Here is a 19,425-nt window from a genome sequence, read left to right as displayed (position 1 = left end):
GAAACTGAAAAACAATAATCAATAAATTAGACAGACTAAACAGGAAGAACCCGTGAACATGACGACTAATCACTTAAACCTACTACTAACCGCGCCACGTGCCGCGGTGGTCGTGCGTGTGGTGGTGGTCGTGGGCTTAGCGCCGTAACGGGTACAAATCAACGCAGATTTAGAAACCCCGCCGGCGCAAACCGAGCGGGGTTTTTTATCACCTCTCGCTCGGATCCGCAGGCTAGCAAAGGATAATTATGATGAGCGAATCGGGCACCACAACACCACATAAAACCCGCTTTACGGGCGCAGAATTAATCGTACATTTACTGGAAAAACACGGTATTACCATCGTTTCTGGCATTCCAGGTGGAGCGGCTTTACCTTTTTATGACGCATTAGGTCAAAGCCAGAAAATCCGTCATATATTGGCTCGCCATGAGCAAGGTGCAGGTTTTATTGCTCAGGGAATTGCACGTACCACGGGGAAAGCCGCGGTTTGTATCTCTTCAAGTGGTCCTGGGGCAACAAACTTAGTGACTGCTATCGCTGATGCAAAATTGGATTCTATCCCGCTGGTTTGTATTACGGCTCAAGTTTCTTCGTCAATGATTGGTACAGATGCCTTTCAAGAGGTTGATACCTATGGTATTTCGATTCCAGTCACCAAACATAATTATTTGGTTCGTAATATCAATGAATTGCCACGAGTGATTTGTGATGCTTTTCGTATTGCAGAGTCAGGCCGCCCTGGGCCTGTTTGGATTGATATTCCAAAAGATGTGCAAACTGCCACTATTGAACTAACTGAAATACCAGAAGTATTACCGAAAGATAAAGCACCTGCATTTGATATGGAAAAAGTTCTGCAAGCGGCTGAAATGATTAATAAGGCGAAACGTCCAGTACTGTATTTTGGTGGTGGGGTAATTAGTTCTGATTCGACAGAAACAGCGATCGCATTCGCGGAAAAGGCTTCATTACCGACAACCATGACATTAATGGCACTTGGCACTATTCCAATGCGCCATCCATTATATTTAGGAATGTTGGGTATGCACGCTGCCGCAAGTACTAATATGATCATGGAAGAATCGGATCTATTGATTGTGATTGGTGCACGGTTTGATGATAGAGCGATAGGTAAAGCAGAGAAATTTTGCCCTAACGCAAAAATCATCCATGTGGATATTGATAAAGCAGAAATCAGCAAAATTAAGCGTCCAGATATCGCTATTCATGCAGATGCAGGGCAAATATTGGAATTGTTATTGCCTTTAGTAGAACGCAATGAGCGCACAGATTGGATGGCGCAAGTGAATCAATTAAAAGAGCAATATCCATTGAATTTTAGCGAGGCTGATAACCCGCTGAATCATTATGGTTTAGTGCTGTCTACGGCACGTGCGGCTGGTGAAGAGGCGATTGTGACAACGGATGTTGGGCAACACCAAATGTGGGCGGCTCAAGCATACCCCTTGTCTCGACCACGTCAATGGCTGACATCAGGTGGGTTAGGTACCATGGGCTTTGGGCTGCCTGCTGCCATTGGTGCAGCGTTGGCAAAACCCGAAAAAACCATTGTGTGTTTTTCCGGTGATGGCAGTTTGATGATGAATATTCAAGAACTGGCAACGGCAGCGGAGCACCAACTGAATATCAAAATTATCTTAATGAATAACCAAGCATTAGGGATGGTACATCAACAACAAGATTTATTTTTTGAAAATCGCATATTTGCTGCAGCTTATCCGTATCAAACCGATTTTATTAAGATTGCTGCAGGGTTTGGTTTGCAAACTTGCGATTTAAATAATGAAGCAGACCCAGAAATGGCATTAGAAGCGATAATGAATACCAAAGGTCCATGTTTGATCCATGCCTTGATTGATGTGAATCAGAAGGTATATCCAATGGTTCCACCGGGTGCAGCTAACATTGATATGATTGGAGCGTAATTATGGTATTTGAACATCATCCGATTGCTTTAGAGCTAATTGTTCGTAATCACCCAGGTGTAATGTCACATATTTGTGGTTTATTTGCACGCAGAGCATTTAATGTTGATGGCATTCTATGTATGCCGATTAAAGATAAAGATGAAAGCCGTATATGGCTATTAGTACAAAAAGATGAGCGTTTGCCGCAAATGATTAACCAAGTTGAAAAATTAGAAGATGTTCGGGAAGTACGCTTTAGTGATGATTTGCGTCTTTTCGAAACAATGCAAAATTATTTGCAGTAATTCTGAGGTAAATTTTATGACCTAGTAGCCCATACCAACAGTATGGGCTATTTTCTTTTATGTTTAATCATAGCGATAATTAGGGTTTCCTAAACCGAACGAAAGTGGTATAAATTCAGTTACTGAATAATGATTTTTTGAACGCATTACAGGTTTGCATTTGGTAAATTGAATAATAAACAGGTATAAATTTATGCAAAATAACATCTATTTATCGAACACTTATCAATGTGAAATTGAAACAACCATACTGGCACAAGGGAATGATGATGAAGGTCATTGGGTGGCTCTAAAAGACAATATTTTCCACCCACAAGGTGGTGGGCAACCCATGGATACAGCTTGGGTGAATGATATTGCTGTTCGTATTAGGAAACAACCGAATGGTTTAATTGTAGGATACCTTCCTGAAGGCGTTACTTTTAGTCAAGAAAATAATGTGGTTGCAAGGGTAGATAAGGAAAAACGTCAGCGTTACGCTGCGCTACATACCGCAGGTCATTTGCTGAATTGGGAATTACGTCGCTTTGGCTGGCTGGCACAAAAAGGCCATCATTTTCCTGATGAATCTCGAGTGGAATTTAGCATGATGGAAGGGGATGTCACTCCTTTTGATAAACTTGATAGCCAATATATCGAAGATATTGTTAACCAAAGCATTCGCAGTGGGCGGTCCGTTGCAATAAAGCAAAAGGGTGATTTGCGGATCAGTTATATCGACCAAACTGAAGAAATGCCTTGTGGTGGAACGCATGTTTCTTCGCTAGATAATATTCAGCATTTTTCAATTAAGTCGATGAAATTTAAAAAGGGAACATTGCGCATTAGTTATGATGCACAACATGCCTTAATTTAAACACTATCACTAAGATGAGAGTAAGTCATGACGACGGTGGCTTGGAGCTCCCCTTCCATGCATAGATAACTGTGTGGGAAATCACCACTGAAAGCATAGAAATCCCCCGCCTCCAAAAGGATATTTTGGTCGTTATGCAACCGCAACATGAGTGAGCCAGAATTCACCATAATGTGCTCGTGAGTTCCACTCATATGGGCGGGGCTATTAATGATAGCGCCTCTTTTCATGGTTAATTGCCAGATTTCAGAGATATTTCCCATGCTAATGCGAAATTTAAACTGTTGTGAATACTCTTTTTCACTGGGAGTGGCTTTAAGCAAGTAGGGATAAGCTTCATGTTGCCGGGTAAACAAATCGCTGAGAGGAAAGCGTAGAGCAATGGCGATCGACTCTAATGTGTCGATGCGCGGGTTTGAATCACCAGATTCCAGTTTGGATAAAGCGGCTTTCGAAATCCCTGATAAACGAGATAGTTCGTTTAGCGAGAGATCCCTTGCTTGCCTAAGTAAACGAATTTTCTGCCCTATTTTTAAATTAATTTTTTTATCCACAATGTGTCTTTACCTGAATTTTAATTTATTGTGCTAGTTCTGTATCACTCAGAGAAGTAAATTATACACTCTTAGTTGTATATTGTATTTAAAGTGGCTATTTTGTTTTTTGATATAGATTTGAAATTTAAAATCCTACAAAAATAAAACTATTTTCTGTATTTGAAAAAATCTATAGTGAGGACGTTAAAAAACTTCTGGAGTTAAGGTCATGCCGTTTGAATTGTTATCACCAGAAATGGCGATTTGTTTCTCGACATTGTTGTTTGCTTATTTGGTTTTTGGCATGGCGGGTTTTGGTTCTGCTCTTATTGCAACCCCTGTATTAGCCATGTATTTGCCGTTAAACATGATTGTTCCAATCCTTGCATTAATAGATCTAACCGCTGCAGTTTTAAATTTACTTAAAGATGGTAAAAATGCGGATTATCAGGAAATTAAATGGATAATTCCATTAATGATAATCGGGAGTTTAGTTGGTGCTGCGATTTTATTAAAAACGCGTCCCGATATACTCGTATTATTACTTGGGTTATTTGTTGTCGGTTATGTCTTACATGCTTTTTTTTCTAAAAAATCAAAATCACCTTTTTCAAAAGCGTTGGTTGTCCCATTTAGTTTAGTGGGCGGTGTTTTTAGTGCTTTATTTGGCAGTGGTGGTTTTATCTATGCCATGTATTTATCTAGCCGAATTGAAGATAAACAGCGTTTTCGTGTCACTCAAATGACGTTAATTGGCTTTAGCACGCTGACTCGAGTGGTGATATTTTTAGTAATGGGTGTGTATCTCAATCTAGATATTTTATTGATTGCTTTAGCATTTTCCCCTGCCATGTTAATTGGTACGTGGGTTGGTCGGCATATAACATTAAAAATTTCACGTGAAAGTTTTTTAAAAGTTATTAATGCCATAATTTTATTATCAGGTATTGTGCTGCTTTATCGATATTTTTTCGTCCTTTAAGTATTTAGAATATTAAAAATAGTTTTATAAAGATAAATAGCAGAATATATGAGTCGTGTTACAATCACCACGAACATTATTAGTTTTACTAGTAATGATGCGGTTTTTTATTTTTCATAATAATCTATTTTATGGAGTTAAAATCTGTTCTTTTGCTAAAAAGAAACGGGTTAATTTCAACATGAGCTCTGATAATCAGCGTTTACAAAATTTTCGACGTTCCCCATCTTTTGCTATTTTTACCATTACAATGAGTATTGCTGTCATTGGTATCGTTATTGGGCTAAGTATTCCAATGGTGGCTCTTAGGCTAAATAATTATGGTTTCAATGAGTTGTATATTGGCATTATTTCTGCGGCTCCTGCATTAGGTATGTTTTTAATTGCCCCTATGGTTCAACGTATTGTGCGTTGGTCAGGTAAGCGAAAGGCAATGCTATTGGCAACCCTCGTTTCTGCCATTAGCCTATTGCCATTATTGAGTACGTTACCACTTTGGCTGTTATTTCCATTACGGTTAGTTACGGGTTTAGCGAGTGGCGTGATGATTTGCTTGGGAGAAACGTGGATTAATGAATTATCCCCTGAAAATAAGCGGGGTCGGATCTTAGCAATCTATACTACCGTGTTCACAGTAAGTCAGCTACTTGGGCCTTCATTTATTGCTTATTATGGTGTGGAAGATAAATCGCCTTTATTGATTTGTACGTTGATCCATTTAATCTCTGTAGTGCTATTTATTTTAATGGATCAAAAAGTTGGTGACCGTTTAGCTGAAAATGCCGCGCAATCTAATTTTTCAATTATTCAATTTGTAAAAATTGCACCGGGTATTTGTGGTGGAATTTTATTTTTTGCTTTTTTTGATGGAACCATTTTATCGATGTTCCCAATTTATGGTATGGGAATGGGGCATACAGAGGCGGTTGCTGCATTAATGATTAGCGCCATCCTTGCTGGAGATGCCATTATGCAGTTACCTTTTGGCTGGCTTGCAGACCATATGAATAGAGAAAAACTGTACCGAATTTGCGGTATTATCACACTCGCAGCTTGCTTATTATTACCCTTCCTTATTACTCAACCTTATCTGATTTGGGTTCTGTTATTTATCTTAGGAGCCACGGCAGGGGCAATTTATACGATTGCCTTGGTACAAATTGGCCAATATTTCAAAGGGAATGAATTGATCATCGCTAATGCAGCGGCGGCCATGCTATGGGGAATTGGTAATTTATCAGGGCCATTATTGGCGGGAGTGGCGACTTCAATCTCACCAGTGGGCTTACCGGTGCTATTGGTTCTGTCTGTGGCAGTATTTTTATGGTTCACACGAGAAAAATATAGCGCTCAAATGGTTGAACAAGTCAGCCCATAAAGCGCATTTGTGGTGCCCTACTTAAGCTAGAGAGCACCACAAATAGATTATTCAATAACTTTATACACAACAAGGTTTTCTCGGAATTCATCTGGCCGATGATTGTGCCAGAATAATTCCATGCCTTGCGGTGCAGGTTTGATTGTTTTCGAGAGTACAATTAACCAGCGGCATTGTTCAGGTTTTTCAAAGCGGTCTTGGCGTTGGTGTAATACGCCAGTGTAATAGTAGAGCATCGGTGCTTCAGATTCGCCAATATTATCAGAAGCCATACAATCGTTTTTTGTAAACTGGCCTGCTAAATGCTGGTTTAAATCGACAAAAACCCCTTCGAAACCTTTTGCGTAGTCTATCCAGCCCAAAAACAAGGTTAAAATTATCCCCCAAGCGGCACATAGGCCTAATAACCAATTTTTCATCATGTGAAAAGCCGGTGAGATAAAGTTTGGAATAATTTTATTGCGTAAAAACCACACTAATGTAATCAACAGACCACTGATAAATGCAATGGAAGAAAAGGGCATTTGGTAGCTCATGGGAAGCCAGCGACTAAATGGGGTTAGCCATTCGTGTTGATGGCCAATCAAGGCGATAAGATAGCAGACCCATAAAAACAGAATGAGTACAGACCATAAAATAGCCGCAAAGCGAGCGATACCATTAAGAATTTTTTCAGGGAAACTGAGTAGTGTTAGGGTTCCTAATATGGCCATGGGGGCAACAAAAGGGAGTAAATATAGCGCGCGACCAGAAGCTGAAATCTGTAAAAAAATGATACCTAATAAAGGAAATAGCGCCAGCAGAAACTCATTTGAATTAAATAAACGTTTAATCGGGTGCCTTAGAAAATAAGCGACAGCCAGTAAACCAGAAGGAAAGGCAAATAAGGAAACTGCCGCTGGAATGCGAGTTAAATTAGCTTTTGCCCCTAATTTTTCAACCGAAAAACCAAAGAAGCGGCCGATATTGTTTTCCCAAAACCACACAAGAAATAAATCGGGATGCTGAAGATACAGTTGGATAGGCCAAGGTAAAATGGCGATAAGCGCGATTAACCCCGCCGTTAAACTGTATAACCAAAACTGCTTAGTTCGGCATTGAGCAAGAAAAATAGGTGATAAAAAAAGGCAAATCCAGAGAACGCCAGGAATAAAAACGCCTTTTGACAACATGGTGACGATGGTCCCAAGAGATAACCAAAGTGCAGACATGCGCATTTTTTGTTGTTGTATCAGCCCCAATAACCCATATAAGCCAATAGTTGTTCCTGCCATTAGTGCAACATCGGTAAACATATCATGGCTATGCCTGATAATACCGGGAGCACAGGCATACAGTGCAAAAGCGACCCAAATCCGAGTATCAGTGAAGTCTGTGGCTTGGAAAAAACGACGCGCCAAAAGGATAAAAAATGAAAAATTAATAACCGAAAAAATTAAGCTTGCACTACGGGCTGCATCATAAAGTGGCATCAAGCTTGATAACCAATGAGAGGTAATCGTAGCAACCCAATAATAAAGCGGAGGTTTTTCCATAAATGGTTCACCCGCATTTGTGGGAACTAACCATTTACCAGTTTCATACATAGTTTGAATAATACCAAAACTATAATTTTCATCTTGCTTCCAAGGGCTATGGCTATATATTCCTGGTAATAAATACAGAGCAAGAAAACTAATAAAAAGCAGTAAAATACTCCGCTGTAATATGATTAATGGTGCATTCTTATTTGACATTTTAATACGTTTTATGTGTTTTTTACTTGATTAAATTGAAACTATAACTGCGGTTGATAATAATTGAGCTTATATACTTAAATATATATTTACTCAGTGAATGATATTTTTTTAATGAAAAACAATAAGAAATGTATTTTTAGCCACATTTTTAACAGACGCATATTACCACCAGTAAATAAGTTTTTAGCTATTGGTTTTGTAAGCAAATATTCTTGGATTGTATCAAAAAAATAACCTTCCACTTTAAACAGACATTATATGAAAGGTATTTAGCTATTTTTACGTAAAATAAATGTAACTAAAAAGAATCATTATTTGAAAATAATGTTCATTGCTTAAGAGCCTATATATTTGGGAGCGGGGGAAAGAACAAACGGGTAAGAAATGCTAAAAATGCTTGATCATTCCCCCTGTTTAGAATGATAATTGCTCCCCTCACGATACGTTTTATTCTATTTTAAAAACCAAACGATTGCGCAACTGTTTTTATTGGGATTTTTTCTCAGCCAGTTTGTTTTTTCTTAAAAACGTAATCGTTTACGTCAACGTATAAATTAGTCGTTAGCAGTATTTGAAAGTCGTCGTTTTCCATTAAACAGCAGAGGTATACCATGTCAGGCCAACAGGCTTCATCCAGTTGCAAATTGGATTCATTTTTCAAGATAACAGCGCGCGGCTCTTCAGTTCGCCGTGAAATCATTGCAGGATTAACCACATTCTTAGCGATGGTTTATTCTGTCATCGTTGTACCTGGCATGTTAGGGCAAGCAGGGTTCCCACCAACAGCGGTCTTTATTGCAACTTGCTTAGTGGCTGGTTTTGGTTCTTTATTGATGGGGTTATGGGCCAATCTACCGATGGCGATTGGTTGTGCTATTTCACTGACTGCATTTACCGCATTTAGTTTGGTATTAGGGCAGCAAATTAGTATTCCTGTGGCATTGGGCGCTGTCTTTTTAATGGGGTGTTTGTTCACCATCATTTCTGTGACAGGTATTCGTAGTTGGATTTTACGCAATATGCCAATGGGTATTGCTCATGGCACAGGTATTGGTATCGGCTTATTTTTACTGTTAATAGCTGCTAATGGGGTGGGTTTAGTGATCAAAAACCCAAATGCAGGCCTGCCTGTTGCTCTAGGTGAATTTACATCTTTCCCTGTATTAATGTCATTAGCTGGGTTAGCGGTCATTTTTGGTTTAGAAAAACGCCGCGTTCCGGGTGGCGTATTACTTGTTATTATTGCAATTTCAATTATTGGTTTAATTTTTGATCCTGCGGTTAAATATCAAGGCTTTTTCAAGTTGCCTTCATTGGGTGATGATGGGCTTTCATTAGTTTTCAATATGGATATCATGGGCGCATTACAGCCAATGGTATTGCCAAGCTTACTTGCATTAGTGATGACCGCTGTTTTTGATGCAACGGGGACTATTCGCGCGGTGGCGGGACAAGCCAATTTATTGGATAAAGACGGCCAAATTATTGATGGTGGTAAAGCGTTAACCGCAGACTCCGTGAGCAGTATCTTTGCGGGGGCGATTGGCGCATCTCCTGCTGCTGTGTATATTGAATCTGCAGCGGGTACCGCTGCTGGTGGTCGTACAGGCTTAACCGCAGTGGTTGTCGGCGTACTATTTTTACTCATTCTCTTTTTATCGCCACTTTCTTATTTGGTACCTGCCTATGCAACGGCGCCGGCATTGATGTATGTTGGGCTTTTAATGTTAAGTAATGTCTCTAAGCTTGATTTCGATGACTTTGTAGATTCAATGTCTGGTTTATTGTGTGCGGTATTCATTGTTCTGACTTGTAATATCGTCACGGGTATCATGTTGGGCTTTGCTGCTTTGGTTATCGGCCGTATTTGTGCAGGTGAATGGCGCAAATTGAATATTGGCACAGTCATTATTGCGGTACTTTTAGTGGCGTTTTACGCTTCAGGATTGGCAATCTAAAGTATATTATTTCAATAGGGTGGCTAATGTTGCCACCTTTTTAACTTATTGTATTAATTAATCGTAAAGTCTCAATTTTTTCCCCGAAAATGGATGGCTAAGGATAAAATAGAGAGAAGGCGGTTAATCAAGTGGATGTGCATGATTTCCACTGGTGAATGGCTGGGTTTTAATAATCATGGTCTGGACGGTGCTATCTCTTACTATGCGGCGGCAGGCAATATTTTAGGTTCTAGTCGCTAGGTTAATTCAGTAAGGGCAACATGGAAATTTTCTTTACTATTCTTATTTTGATTTTAGCTGTCTCTGTTTCAGGGGTTGCCGCTAAAATTCTTCCTATTCGTATTCCTCTTCCTCTCATTCAAATTGCTATTGGTGCGCTATTAGCATGGCCTCAATTCGGCCTACATGTCACCTTTGACCCAGAACTTTTTATGGTTCTGTTAATTCCACCTTTGTTGTTTGTTGATGGGTGGAAAACGCCAACACGCGAATTCTTTCAAAACGGTCGAGAAATTTTTATTTTAGTATTGGTTCTTGTACTGGTTACAGTGATTGGGATTGGTTATTTAATTTACTGGCTGATGCCAGGTATTCCATTGATTGCAGCATTTGCTCTAGCGGCGGTGTTATCACCAACCGATGCCGTTGCCTTATCATCCATTGTCGGAAAGGGGCGTATCCCTAAACGAATGATGAGTGTGCTAGAAGGGGAGGCATTGATGAATGATGCCTCTGGTCTGGTAGCATTAAAATTTGCAGTAGCAATTGCCATGGGGACGATGGTATTTAGTGCCTCTGGCGTCACCATTGAATTTTTCAAGGTCGCGATTGGTGGGCTACTCGCGGGTATTATCGTGACTTGGTTATACAGTAAATCATTACGTCTAATGAGCCGTTGGAGCGGTGATGACCCAGCAACCCAAATTGTGTTTATGTTATTGCTACCATTTGCTTCATACATGATAGCGGAACATATTGGTTTTTCAGGTATTTTAGCCGCTGTTGCGGCCGGTATGACTATCACAAAGTCTGGGGTTATCCGTAACGCTCCATTAGCGATGAGACTACGCGCTGATAGCGTTTGGTCTATGCTTGAATTTGTCTTTAACGGGTTGGTTTTCATCATGTTAGGGCTTCAATTGCCCGGTATTTGGGAAACGTCTGTTATCCAAGCGGATCTCGATCCAAGTGTAGAAACTTGGATGCTATTTGCGGCAGTAGCCATTATCTATTTTGCTCTACTGCTATTGCGTTTCTGTTGGCTATGGCTGATGAAAAGGTTTAGCCGTTTATTCTTAAAGAAAAAACCACTGCAATTTGCTAACTATACCGTACGTGAGCTTTGGCTAGCCTCTTTTGCAGGGGTACGCGGTGCGATTACCTTAGCGGGTGTGCTTTCTATTCCGTTATTTTTAACCGATGGTTCACCATTCCCAGCGCGTTATCAGCTAGTATTTATTGCCGCAGGGGTTATCTTATTTTCCATTTTTGCAGGTGTGGTCGCTTTACCGCTTCTGCTGCGTAATTTTACCGTGGGAGACAAAGAAGCCGATGCCAATGAAATTCGAATGGCAAAAGCCGCAATGGCAGAAGTGGCGATTGTTAGCTTAAATAAGATGCAGGAACGTTTATCTGCTGACGTTGATGAAAAACTCGATTCAGAAGATATCAGTGAAGTCGCTTCCCGTGTGACAGGTTATCTAAGACGACGTACGGCAGGGCAAGATGAAATTGATCATAATTTGCTGGTTGAAGACCTTGAACGACGTTTTCGTTTGACGGCATTACGTGCGGAGCGTGGTGAGCTTTATCACTTACGTGCAACCAAGAAAATCAGTAATGAAACGTTACAAACGCTGTTGGTTGATCTGGATTTATTAGAAGCCGTTTTGATCGAAAAAGAGCATTAAAACCAAAAAGCGAGTATTCTAGCCGACATTGTAAAGTTTGGGGCGAAATACAGCATTATGTGGTTACTTGTTATCACGACGCTGCTTTGGGCAGCGTCGTTTAGTCTTATCGGCGAATACCTTGCGGGCCAAGTAGATAGTTGGTTTTCAGTACTTGTAAGGGTGGCACTGGCTTCGCTAGTTTTTTTACCTTTCCTACGTTGGCGCCAGTTTAGCGCTAAAGTGATTGCACTTTATATGCTAGTGGGCGCTTGCCAACTTGGCATCATGTACCTATTTGTATTCCATGCTTATCAATACCTTACCGTTGCCGAATTTTTGCTTTTTACAGTATTAACACCACTATATGTCACGTTAATTTATGACTTACTAGAACGGCAAAAGTTGCGTAAAGGTTATTTGTTTAGCTCACTATTGGCGGTAATTGGCGCGGCAATTATTCGTTATGACCACTTGAGCGAATCTTTTTGGTTAGGTTTGCTTTTTGTGCAGCTAGCAAATATCTTTTTTGCGATTGGGCAGGTGGGGTATAAGCGTCTGATGGAGGTGCATCCAATCCCTCAACATCAGGCTTTCTCATGGTTTTACCTTGGTGCAACGTTAATTGCATTACTAGGGTGGTTGCTATTTGGTAATAAATCGATGATGCCGACAACAACTCTCCAGTGGGGTGTCTTACTGTGGTTGGGGATTGCAGCTTCAGGCATTGGCTACTTTATGTGGAACTATGGCGCAACCAAAGTGGATGCTGGAACCCTTGCTATTATGAATAACATGATGGTCCCAGCGGGGTTATTAGTTAATTTTGCTATCTGGCAACAACATCCGGATTGGCTGAGTTTTACCATAGGATCGAGCCTAATAGTTGCTTCTCTTTGGGTGCATAAGCGTTGGATCCTTTCGCGGCCTTCACATAAGACAAGTTCTCCACAGCGTGATCCGTCGTCGTCTCAGTAAACGCCTCAATAGCTGGCTGGCGCTGCTCTCCTTCACGGCAAGCGGCATACAGCCGGCTCCACAAACCGCTACCCAAGGTTTTGGTTTTGATCAACCCTTGTTTTTCAAATGAATCAACTGCCCAGTGAGGCAGTGCGGCAATGCCCATTTTAGCTGCGACCATTTGAATTAAAATTAATGTGTTATCAACATTTTTCACATTAGGTGACACGCCTGCAGGTTGCAGAAAATGGCGCCAAACATCGAAGCGATCCCGTTGTACCGGGTAGATAAGCAACGTTTCATCCGCCAAATCATGGGGCTCAATATGCGGTCTTTTGGCTAGCGGATGGTCATTCGCCACAATCAGCTTCACTTCATAATCAAACATTGGCGTATAGTGGATGCCTTGATCTGGCAAAATGTCAGAGGTCATCACAATATCCAATTCCCTTGAAAGTAACTCAGGCTGTGGGTCGAACGTCACCCCAGATTTAAAATCGATGCTAACTTGAGGCCAAGTTTGTCTGAATTGCTGTAATGCAGGGGTCAACCACTGAATGCAGCTATGGCATTCAATAGCGATGCGTAACGCACAAACCCCAGGCTCATTACATACTCGAATGGCATCTTTTACTAATGGCAGAACTTGTTGTGCTAATTGTAATAAGACTTCTCCTTGTGGCGTAAAGCGCAATGGTTGGCTTTTACGAACAAATAACCGGAAACCTAATCGATGCTCTAAATCACTAAATTGGTGTGATAGAGCAGATTGTGTCTGGTGCAAGTGTGTTGCTGTTGCCGCTAATGAACCGTATTGGCTGAGCGCTTGCAATGTTTTTAGATGTTTTAATTCGATCATGAGAAACCTTCACGGTGACAATGAATAATTTGCGCTTGTGCTTTATACAGTACCTGTTGATTATGGATGTGTAAACATCTAGACGGCTAAATATTTTAAGGGGTCAATATGTCTGTTATAAATCATACACTTGGATTTCCACGTGTCGGTCTAAAAAGAGAGCTCAAGCGTGCACAAGAAGATTATTGGGCAGGTAAAATTGATCAGGCCACACTATTAGAAACCGGTTATCAGTTACGTGTGCGCCATTGGCAGCAACAAAAAAATGCGGGCGTTGAGCTATTACCTGTTGGTGATTTCGCTTGGTATGACCAAGTGCTGACAACCAGTTTGCTATTGGGCAATGTACCGCCACGCCATCAAAATGAAGATGGTTCGATTGATTTGGATACTTTATTTCGTGTTGCTCGCGGTCGCGCACCAACGGGCAAACCTGCTCCAGCAGGCGAGATGACGAAATGGTTTAATACTAACTACCACTACATCGTGCCTGAATTTCAAAAAGGGCAACAATTTTCGCTGTCTTGGACACAACTGTTTGATGAAGTCGATGAGGCATTAGCATTAGGCCATAATGTGAAACCGGTTATCATTGGTCCTATTACTTACCTTTGGTTAGGTAAAGTGAAAGGTGAACCGTTTGACCGCTTATCATTATTGAATGAAATATTACCTGTTTATCAGGAGATCCTGTCGCGCTTAGCAGAAAAAGGTCTTGAGTGGGTGCAAATTGATGAGCCTGCATTAGTGTTAGATTTACCAGAGCAATGGCAGCAAGCTTATCAGCAGGCTTACCAAGCGCTGTCAGGCCAAATAAAATTACTGCTAACCACCTATTTCGATGGCATTAGTCACCATGTAGACTTGATTAAGCAACTCCCTGTGCAAGGTCTACATGTTGATGTGGTTGCAGGCGCTGATGATATTGAAAAATTACACCAAATACTGCCAGCAGACTGGGTATTATCACTAGGAATTATTAATGGTCGTAACGTATGGAAGGCTGACTTAGGGGAAAAATTCTTACAGGTGAAGCCGTTCTTAGGCCAGCGTGATATATGGGTAGGAACGTCATGTTCATTACTACACAGCCCAATTGACTTAAATGATGAGACACGTTTAGATGCTGAGGTGAAAAGCTGGTTTGCTTTTGCTATCCAAAAATGTGAAGAACTTGCTCTGTTAACAAAAGCGTTAAATCAGCCAACAGACAGCCATATTGCTGAATTAGATACATACAGTGCACCTATTCGAGCGCGTAGAACATCAGCTCGTGTGAATAATGCATCAGTAGCTCAGCGTTTAGCAGCAATCAGCGAAGGGGATACAGAACGTTATAGCCCCTATCCACAGCGAGCAGCACGCCAACGTCAACGCTTTAACTTACCATTATGGCCGACAACCACGATTGGCTCATTTCCTCAAACAAGTGAAATCAGAACATTACGTTTAGACTTCAAAAAAGGGAATGTGGATAAAACCTACTATCGCACCAATATTAGTGAGCATATTAAGCAAGCCATTAAAGAACAAGAAATTTTAGATATCGATGTCCTTGTGCATGGTGAAGCTGAACGTAATGACATGGTGGAATACTTCGGTGAGCACTTTGATGGTTATGTATTTACCCAAAATGGTTGGGTGCAAAGTTATGGTTCGCGTTGTGTAAAACCCCCAGTGATCATTGGTGACATTAGTCGCCCAGAAGCGATTACAGTAGAGTGGGCAAAATATGCTCAGTCCTTAACGGAAAAACCGGTCAAAGGGATGTTAACCGGCCCAGTCACTATTCTATGTTGGTCATTCCCGCGTGAAGATGTGAGCCGTGAAACGATTGCGAAACAAATTGCGCTAGCCTTGCGTGATGAAGTCGACGACTTACAAAAAGCAGGTATCGGTATTATTCAAATCGATGAGCCTGCACTGCGTGAAGGGTTGCCATTGCGTCGAGACGAGTGGGCGGCTTACCTCAAATGGGCGGTTGATGCTTTCAAACTCAGTGCTGCGATTGCGGATGACGACACACAAATTCACACCCATATGTGCTATTGCGAATTCAATGACATCATGGATTCCATTGCGGCATTGGATGCCGACGTGATCACGATTGAAACATCACGTTCAGATATGGATTTGTTAGATGCATTCGAAGATTTTGATTATCCAAATGAAATTGGTCCAGGAGTGTACGATATTCACTCACCAAATGTACCTAATGTGGAATGGATTGTTGCGCTATTAAGAAAGGCAGCGAAGCGTGTTCCGGTTGAGCGCTTATGGGTAAACCCAGATTGTGGCTTGAAAACTCGCGGCTGGCCAGAAACTCGCCAAGCATTAGCCAACATGGTTGAGGCAGCGAAACAGCTTAGAAATGAGCAGTAAAATGGCGACTAGTTAGTGTGTCAAAAAGGCAGGGAAACCTGCCTTTTTAGAAAATATTAACCAAATAATTTGGATTTCAGTAAGTTCATACCGATAGAAGCCAAATCGAGGTTTTCTGGAACTTCGCCATTTGGTGTGGCGCTGTCAACTAACTGAGGAAGATATTTAGCAATCATTTCTGAGGTTGCTTGAGGTTCTAAGCCTACCTGTTGAGCCAATTCTTGGATATTCGCATTTCCAAAAACTTGCATTAATTGGCTGGCATCGATAGGTAAATTATTCCCTTCACTGATCCACGAGGCAATAACACCACCTAAGCCTTGTTCATTAAATTTTTCGATAACACCTTGAAGGCCACCTTGATTCTCAACCCAGTTTATTACTGATTGAAACTGTTGCATTTTATCGCCTGCAACCATACCCATCATTTGCTCAAACAACCCCATGTTATCTCCTAGGCAATCTGCCAATTTATGCTCTCATTCATAGTATGGAGCATTATTCAAAAAATTGTAGTCGGCTATTTTCAGCAATTTAAGTTTTAGGTCAATAGAAATGATGCATTGAATATAGCCCAGTAAAAAAACCACGGTTTGGCATTTGTGAATTAAACGTGAATAAACATAATGTGCATCACATTTTTTATCACATTATCCTGTGAAAGTGTGTTTGAGGTGCGGTGTTTTTTATTTTGTTTTAATTCAACTAATTATGCTTTATTTGTTGGTTTTTTATATTATCTCAAATGTGATATTAGTCATGTGTTTGTGAATTTTATTGTGTGAAAATTCACAACAGTCACGAAGATTAACAACATCAGGGGTCATTATGGGAAATTTCGTTAATAAAATTGGCGTGATTGGCCTAGGTTCTATGGGGATGGGGATCGCACAATCTCTTATAAAAAATAACATTCCCACCTATGGATTTGATTTAAACCAAGATGCATGCAAAAGCCTATTTAATGCAGGAGCAATTGCAGTGGGGCAAAATGCAGCGGAATTTGCCCATGAAATTGATGCTTTGTTGCTGGTAGTGGTTAATGGTCGTCAAGTTGAAGCCATTTTGTTTTCGGGTGAACAGCCTTTAGTTGAACAATTACGCCCCGGCACAGTTATTGTGCTGCACAGTACCTTGGCTGCGGAACAAACTAAAAATATCGCTCAGCGACTTGCTGTATATCAATTACCCCTTGTAGATGCGCCTATTTCAGGTGGCTCAATTAAAGCCGCTGAAGGGAAGTTGACCATCATGGCTTCAGGTGAACCAGCTCTATTTGAGCAGCTTTCACCCGTATTTAACGCTATTTCTGAGCGCTTGTATCGAGTAGGGAATGAAGTTGGCTTAGGTTCAACCGTCAAAACGATTCACCAGTTATTAGCTGGGGTACACATTGCTGTTGCGGCAGAAAGTATGGCTTTAGCCGCCAAAGCGGGTATTGAGCTTGACGTGATGTACGACATTGTCACTCATGCAGCTGGAAATTCATGGATGTTTGAAAACCGTATGCAACATGTCTTAGACGGTGATTATACGCCAAAATCCTCAGTAGATATTTTTGTCAAAGACTTAGGGCTAGTGATGGAAACTGGAAAAGCACTAAATTTCCCATTACCACTTGCTTCAACAGCTCATCAAATGTTTATTTCAGCGAGCAATGAAGGCTTTGGTCAACAGGATGACAGCGCGGTGATTAAAACATTTAAAGGTATTACTTTACCGGAGAAAAAAGCATGACAGTGAAGTTAGGCGTAATAGCAGATGATTTTACCGGTGCGACAGATATTGCAGGCTTTATGGTGCAAAACGGTTGGAAGGTTGTTCAGTTATTGAATGAACCCAATGAGAGCACACCAGTACCACAAGATGTTGATGCGATAGTGATTAGTTTAAAAAGCCGCTCTTGTCCTGTCGATGAAGCCGTCAGTGCATCGACCAATGCAGGTAATTGGCTGAAACAAAAAGCGCATTGCCAGCAAATTTTCTTTAAATATTGTTCGACGTTTGATTCAACCGAAAAAGGCAATATTGGCCCCGTTACGGATGCATTAATGGCGCAACTGGGTACAAACTTAGCATTAGTTTGCCCCGCGCTACCCGTTAACGGTAGAACGGTGATTCATGGACATTTATTTGTGAATGGCCAGCTACTTAATGAAAGTGGCATGCAGCACCATCCTGTAACGCCAATGACCGACGCAAATTTATTGCGTGTGATGGAAAAACAATCAAAAGGTCAAGCCGGTCTAATCAAACTTGAAGATATTCAAAAAGGCAGTGAGGTTGTTAGCCAAAAACTGACCGAGTTAGCCCAACAAGGTGTGAGTTACGCGGTTGTTGATAGCTTAACAATGGATGATTTGCTCCCTATCGCACAAGCGGTTAAAGCGATGCCATTGTTGACAGGGGGTTCCGGTCTCGGTGCTGCACTGGCCAATGTGGATAGCCAATGTCCATGGGGCGGTACAACGCAACGAGGTGAAAAGCCAACAGGTAAAAACAGGAAAACAGTTGTTTTATCGGGAAGTTGCTCGGTAATGACTAACAAACAAGTTCAGGCTTATCAGCAAGTTGCTCCTGCAAAAATGTTGGATGTGGGTGAGTGTTTAAATAACCCTGAGTATGCCAAAACATTGGCAGATTGGGTGCAAGCACAGCAACTAACGGGTTTGGCGCCAATGCTTTATGCCACTCAATCACCTGAATTACTGAAAAAAACACAAGAGAAATACGGTGCTGCGGAGTCGAGTTTCGCGGTCGAGAAGGTATTTGGTGAGGTCGTCGCGCTGTTGCAAGCGAAAGGGTATGACACCTTTATTATTGCGGGTGGTGAAACCTCCGGAAAAGTGGTTCAAAGCCTTGGGACAGAACAATTAAGTATTGGCTCACCAATCGCCCCAGGTGTGCCATGGGTACAGGACTTAGCAAGCGGTAACTGGTTAGCGTTGAAATCAGGTAATTTCGGCCAAGAAAATTTCTTCCAGTTTGCACAGGAGATGTTTAATGAGTGATGAAAAGGCTCTGCGCCAAGAGTTAGTCGATTGGGCTAAATCAATGTTTAACCGTGGTTACAGCAGCGGTGGTGCAGGAAATATTAGTGCTCGGTTACCTGATGGTTCGATTATTGTGACACCGACAAATTCCAGTTTTGGTGATTTAGACCCTAGCAAACTGAGTAAACTCGATGCACAAGGAAATTGGATTGGGGGAGATAAACCGACAAAAGAAGTTTCTATGCATATGGCGATGTATTTGCAACGCCCTGATTGCCAAGCGGTTGTTCATCTTCACTCACCTTGGTTAACGGCGTTGTCTTGCTTGCCGGGGTTAGATACAAAAAATTGTTTACCTCCAATCACACCTTATTATGTGATGCGAGTGGGGAAACTGCCATTGATTGAATACTTGCCACCGGGGGATGACCGAATTGGTGAGGAAATTGCAAAATTAGCACCGACACATAATGCGGTATTGCTGTCGAATCATGGTCCGGTCGTGGGTGGCAAAACGTTAAGACAAGCGTTCTTCAATGCAGAAGAGTTAGAAGATACCGCTCGTTTATATATCACATTACGCCCACATGGCTTTACAACATTAACGCAAGAGCAAGTTGAACAGCTCGAAAGTCGTTATCCACAAAAGTAGCG

General features: G+C 41.3%; 17 protein-coding genes. 13 read left to right on the top strand and 4 right to left on the bottom strand.

The window, feature by feature from the left end; all coding sequences use genetic code 11:
- The first annotated feature begins 58 nt into the window (after positions 1 to 58).
- The 4 genes from ivbL (at position 59) to PR683_RS18825 (ending at position 3,092) form a co-directional block, all read left to right on the top strand.
- Entirely contained in the window at positions 59 to 148 is a 90-nt protein-coding gene (gene ivbL / locus PR683_RS18840; protein ID WP_109912586.1) for an ilvB operon leader peptide IvbL, read from the top strand.
- A 103-nt stretch (positions 149 to 251) separates the two neighbouring features.
- Positions 252 to 1,949 (top strand): acetolactate synthase large subunit, encoded by a 1,698-nt coding sequence (gene ilvB, locus PR683_RS18835; protein ID WP_272581943.1) that lies wholly within the window; start codon positions 252 to 254, stop codon positions 1,947 to 1,949.
- Between the two features lie 2 nt (positions 1,950 to 1,951).
- Positions 1,952 to 2,236 carry an acetolactate synthase small subunit gene (gene ilvN, locus PR683_RS18830; protein ID WP_004914949.1) on the top strand — a complete coding sequence of 95 codons (285 nt, stop codon included), beginning with the start codon at positions 1,952 to 1,954 and terminating at the stop codon, positions 2,234 to 2,236.
- Positions 2,237 to 2,429: 193 nt separating this feature from the next.
- Positions 2,430 to 3,092 (top strand): hypothetical protein, encoded by a 663-nt coding sequence (locus tag PR683_RS18825; RefSeq protein WP_272581938.1) that lies wholly within the window; start codon positions 2,430 to 2,432, stop codon positions 3,090 to 3,092.
- Here PR683_RS18825 and PR683_RS18820 read toward each other — a convergent pair.
- Complete coding sequence (locus PR683_RS18820) at positions 3,089 to 3,646, bottom strand: helix-turn-helix domain-containing protein (RefSeq protein ID WP_109912583.1); 558 nt, start codon at positions 3,644 to 3,646, stop codon at positions 3,089 to 3,091. The two genes, PR683_RS18825 and PR683_RS18820, sit on opposite strands and share 4 nt — an antisense overlap.
- A 211-nt stretch (positions 3,647 to 3,857) precedes the next feature.
- Between PR683_RS18820 and PR683_RS18815 the strand changes: the two genes are divergently transcribed.
- Entirely contained in the window at positions 3,858 to 4,610 is a 753-nt protein-coding gene (locus PR683_RS18815; RefSeq protein ID WP_210850585.1) for a sulfite exporter TauE/SafE family protein, read from the top strand.
- 94 nt (positions 4,611 to 4,704) lie between these two features.
- Positions 4,705 to 5,988 carry an MFS transporter gene (locus PR683_RS18810; RefSeq protein WP_272581942.1) on the top strand — a complete coding sequence of 428 codons (1,284 nt, stop codon included), beginning with the start codon at positions 4,705 to 4,707 and terminating at the stop codon, positions 5,986 to 5,988.
- A gap of 47 nt (positions 5,989 to 6,035) precedes the next feature.
- Here the strand turns inward: PR683_RS18810 and PR683_RS18805 are convergent, their stop codons facing one another.
- On the bottom strand, positions 6,036 to 7,724 hold the full coding sequence (locus PR683_RS18805; RefSeq protein ID WP_109912581.1) for a hypothetical protein: 1,689 nt from the start codon (positions 7,722 to 7,724) through the stop codon (positions 6,036 to 6,038).
- A 614-nt stretch (positions 7,725 to 8,338) separates the two neighbouring features.
- On the opposite strand from PR683_RS18805, the gene PR683_RS18800 reads away from it, so the two are divergent.
- From PR683_RS18800 to PR683_RS18790, 3 genes are all read left to right on the top strand, one after another.
- Positions 8,339 to 9,685: an NCS2 family permease gene (locus PR683_RS18800; RefSeq protein WP_004914933.1), complete on the top strand. Its 1,347-nt coding sequence runs from the start codon at positions 8,339 to 8,341 to the stop codon at positions 9,683 to 9,685.
- A 263-nt stretch (positions 9,686 to 9,948) separates the two neighbouring features.
- Positions 9,949 to 11,598 (top strand): Na+/H+ antiporter, encoded by a 1,650-nt coding sequence (locus PR683_RS18795; protein WP_004914931.1) that lies wholly within the window; start codon positions 9,949 to 9,951, stop codon positions 11,596 to 11,598.
- 57 nt (positions 11,599 to 11,655) lie between these two features.
- Positions 11,656 to 12,555, top strand: coding sequence for a carboxylate/amino acid/amine transporter (locus PR683_RS18790; RefSeq protein WP_117163035.1), 900 nt, complete (start codon positions 11,656 to 11,658; stop codon positions 12,553 to 12,555).
- Here PR683_RS18790 and metR read toward each other — a convergent pair.
- The gene (gene metR / locus PR683_RS18785) at positions 12,440 to 13,396 is read right to left on the bottom strand and encodes an HTH-type transcriptional regulator MetR (RefSeq protein ID WP_004914926.1); all 957 of its coding nucleotides are present in this window, start codon (positions 13,394 to 13,396) and stop codon (positions 12,440 to 12,442) included. The two genes, PR683_RS18790 and metR, sit on opposite strands and share 116 nt — an antisense overlap.
- Before the next feature lie 108 nt (positions 13,397 to 13,504).
- Between metR and metE the strand changes: the two genes are divergently transcribed.
- Positions 13,505 to 15,778, top strand: a complete 2,274-nt coding sequence (gene metE, locus PR683_RS18780) for a 5-methyltetrahydropteroyltriglutamate--homocysteine S-methyltransferase (protein WP_109912579.1) — start codon at positions 13,505 to 13,507, stop codon at positions 15,776 to 15,778.
- Between the two features lie 56 nt (positions 15,779 to 15,834).
- Here metE and PR683_RS18775 read toward each other — a convergent pair whose 3' ends face one another.
- Complete coding sequence (locus PR683_RS18775) at positions 15,835 to 16,224, bottom strand: YidB family protein (protein WP_004914918.1); 390 nt, start codon at positions 16,222 to 16,224, stop codon at positions 15,835 to 15,837.
- Between the two features lie 382 nt (positions 16,225 to 16,606).
- Between PR683_RS18775 and ltnD the strand changes: the two genes are divergently transcribed.
- From ltnD to otnC, 3 genes are read left to right on the top strand one after another with little or no spacing between them, the layout of a single operon-like run.
- Positions 16,607 to 17,515: an L-threonate dehydrogenase gene (gene ltnD / locus PR683_RS18770; protein ID WP_004914916.1), complete on the top strand. Its 909-nt coding sequence runs from the start codon at positions 16,607 to 16,609 to the stop codon at positions 17,513 to 17,515.
- Complete coding sequence (otnK, locus tag PR683_RS18765; protein ID WP_004914914.1) at positions 17,512 to 18,789, top strand: 3-oxo-tetronate kinase; 1,278 nt, start codon at positions 17,512 to 17,514, stop codon at positions 18,787 to 18,789. The genes ltnD and otnK overlap by 4 nt, the downstream gene beginning before the upstream one ends.
- Positions 18,782 to 19,423, top strand: a complete 642-nt coding sequence (gene otnC, locus PR683_RS18760) for a 3-oxo-tetronate 4-phosphate decarboxylase (protein ID WP_109912576.1) — start codon at positions 18,782 to 18,784, stop codon at positions 19,421 to 19,423. The genes otnK and otnC overlap by 8 nt, the downstream gene beginning before the upstream one ends.
- Positions 19,424 to 19,425: the final 2 nt, after the last annotated feature.

This window comes from Providencia sp. PROV269, assembly GCF_028477785.1.
Lineage (GTDB): Bacteria > Pseudomonadota > Gammaproteobacteria > Enterobacterales > Enterobacteriaceae > Providencia > Providencia rettgeri.
This window is presented reverse-complemented; position numbering and strand designations above follow the sequence as displayed.